This is a genomic window from Mesorhizobium argentiipisi (SeqCode) (genome assembly GCF_037179585.1).
GTDB classification, from domain to species: domain Bacteria; phylum Pseudomonadota; class Alphaproteobacteria; order Rhizobiales; family Rhizobiaceae; genus Mesorhizobium; species Mesorhizobium argentiipisi.
The window spans coordinates 1-2,181 of the sequence record NZ_JAPYKO010000072.1 but is presented as its reverse complement, the minus strand read 5'-3'; the positions used below and the strand labels follow the sequence as shown (position 1 = coordinate 2,181).

2 protein-coding genes and 1 tRNA gene are annotated in these 2,181 nt (G+C 63.5%); 1 reads left to right on the top strand and 2 read right to left on the bottom strand.

Going from position 1 to position 2,181, the window contains the following annotated elements; genetic code table 11:
• Positions 1 to 49: 49 nt before the first annotated feature.
• Positions 50 to 126 (top strand) — tRNA-Met (locus O7A05_RS33935).
• 449 nt (positions 127 to 575) lie between these two features.
• Here the strand turns inward: O7A05_RS33935 and O7A05_RS33930 are convergent.
• Positions 576 to 1,268: a response regulator transcription factor gene (locus O7A05_RS33930; protein ID WP_337097767.1), complete on the bottom strand. Its 693-nt coding sequence runs from the start codon at positions 1,266 to 1,268 to the stop codon at positions 576 to 578.
• On the bottom strand, positions 1,265 to 2,181 hold a 917-nt coding region (locus O7A05_RS33925), incomplete at its 5' end, for a GAF domain-containing sensor histidine kinase (RefSeq protein ID WP_337097765.1). The genes O7A05_RS33925 and O7A05_RS33930, both read right to left, overlap by 4 nt.

The following is a 2,181-nucleotide window of genomic DNA, read 5'->3' as shown; positions in this document are numbered from 1 at the left end:
CAAGCAAACGCTTGCTCGTGTTCGCAAGCAAACGCTTGCTCGTGGTTGACGCGGGGTGGAGCAGCCCGGTAGCTCGTCAGGCTCATAACCTGAAGGTCACAGGTTCAAATCCTGTCCCCGCAACCAATTTTATCATAAATCAATAACCGTCCCCGTCTAACCCGGGGCGGTTTTTTGCGTTTGGACGAGGCACGCAATCGCCGCGGCGTACCATAGTGCGGACCAGGGCGCCGGGAAGTCGCGGGAAACCGGAGCGCGGGCAAACCGAGCGCGCCTAGCCGCCATGCAACCCCCCTTAAGTTGAAGCGGCGCGAAGAACCGGCAAGCGGTAAGCAGCTTTAACCCGCGATCTACGACCCGCCAGGACGTGTAGGAGGTGCCGCTGGCCGTCAGTAAAGGGTAAGCCCTCCGACTCCTGAAAGCGGCGTCGCCGGCCCTCGACTATGCCGAGGTTGGATAGGTCAGATGTGATCGCCTATGTCATCAGGCGGAATTGATCTGTACGCACCTTTGAAGGTGAGTACCACGCTCGTGCGCCCTGATGGCCTTTGTGTCGGCCGCAGGGGACCTGACTATTATTCAACCTCGCGCAAACGATATCCCACGCCCGTCTCGGTGATGATGTAGCGCGGCTGGTCCGGTGTTTTCTCGATCTTCTGCCGCAGCTGGCGCACATAGACCCTCAGATACTGCACGTCGGTCGTGTCGTTCCAGATCTGCTTCATCAGGAACTGGTGCGTCAGCACCTTGCCGGCATAGTGCACGAGCATGCGCAGGATGTCGTATTCCTTGGGTGACAGCTTCACCTCCTTGCCCTCGACCTTGACGATGCGCTTCACCAGGTCGACGGAAAGGTCGCCGGTTTGAAACACCGGCTTCTCGCCCTGCTGCTGGAATTTGTGGCGCAGCGCCACGCGGATGCGGGCGACCAGTTCGTTCATGCCGAACGGTTTCGTCACATAGTCGTCGGCCCCGAGCTCGAGCGCCGAGACGATGCCGGCCTCGTCGGTGCGGCTGGACAGGATCACCACCGGAATGTCGAGACCCTCGCCGCGCCATTTGCCGAGCAGCTCCAGGCCCGTCATGCCGGGCAGGCCGAGATCGAGCAGGATCAGATCCGGCCGTTCGGTCTGCATGAGTTCGATCGCCGCCTTGGCATTCGGCGCCTCGGAGACCGTATAGCCCTGGCTCCCCAAGCCGACGCGCAGCAATTTGCGGATCGGCGGCTCGTCGTCGACGACCAATATGGACACAGCCTGGTTTGTCATGCCGCATCATCCGTAAGGGGCGCGCCGAGCGCCGGCAAGTCAGCCGGCACCGGGATGCGGATGGTGAAGATCGCGCCTGGACGGTCGGTGCGGTTGGCCGCCGCTATGGTGCCGCCCATCGCCTCGATGAAGCCGCGGCTGATCGACAGGCCGAGGCCCGTGCCGGCGCGCACCTGGTCGCGTTTGCGCACGCGGTAGAAGGTGTCGAATATCCGCTCCAGGTCGCCCGGTGGGATGCCCGGCCCCTCATCCATCACCTGCAGGATGATGGCGCCATTGTCGACCCAGGCCTGCAGCCGGATGATCGAGCCGGGCGAAGCATATTTGGCGGCATTGTCGAGCAGGTTGAACAGCGCCTGCTCGAACAGCACGGGATCAAGCCGCAGCATCGGCAGGTCGGCCGGAATGTCGGTCTCTATCGTGTGCTCGGCGGTGATCTTCTGCGCCCGGTTCAACGCCGAGCCGACGACATCGCCGACATAATGGAGCGCGTAATTCGGCTCCATCGCGCCCGATTCGATCCTGGTCATGTCGAGCAGATTGGCGATGAAGCGGTTCAGCCGCTCCGACTCGCTGACGACCGTCGACAGAAGCTCCGCGCGATCCTTTTCCGGCAGCGCCGGCGCGAATTCCTTCAGCGTGCCGGCGGCGCCCATGATCGCGGCGAGCGGCGTCTTCAGATCGTGAGAGATGGAGGTGAGCAGCGCCGAGCGCAACCGGTCCGCTTCAGCCGCAAGCCGGGCGCGGTCGACATCGGCGACGAGCAGGACCCGCTCGATGGCCACCGCTGCCTGGTCGACCAAGGCGTCGAGCAGGCGTTGCTGCTCGGGCGTCAGCAGCGGTCCCTGCTTGTCGTTGTCGAGGCCGACCACGCCGATCGCGGTTCGCCCCGTCCGCAAGGGCAGATAGAGGC

Coding starts and splice junctions, on each gene's coding strand:
- O7A05_RS33930 (WP_337097767.1), bottom strand. CDS start 1,268: ATGACAAACCAGGCTGTGTCCATATTGGTCGTCGACGACGAGCCGCCG.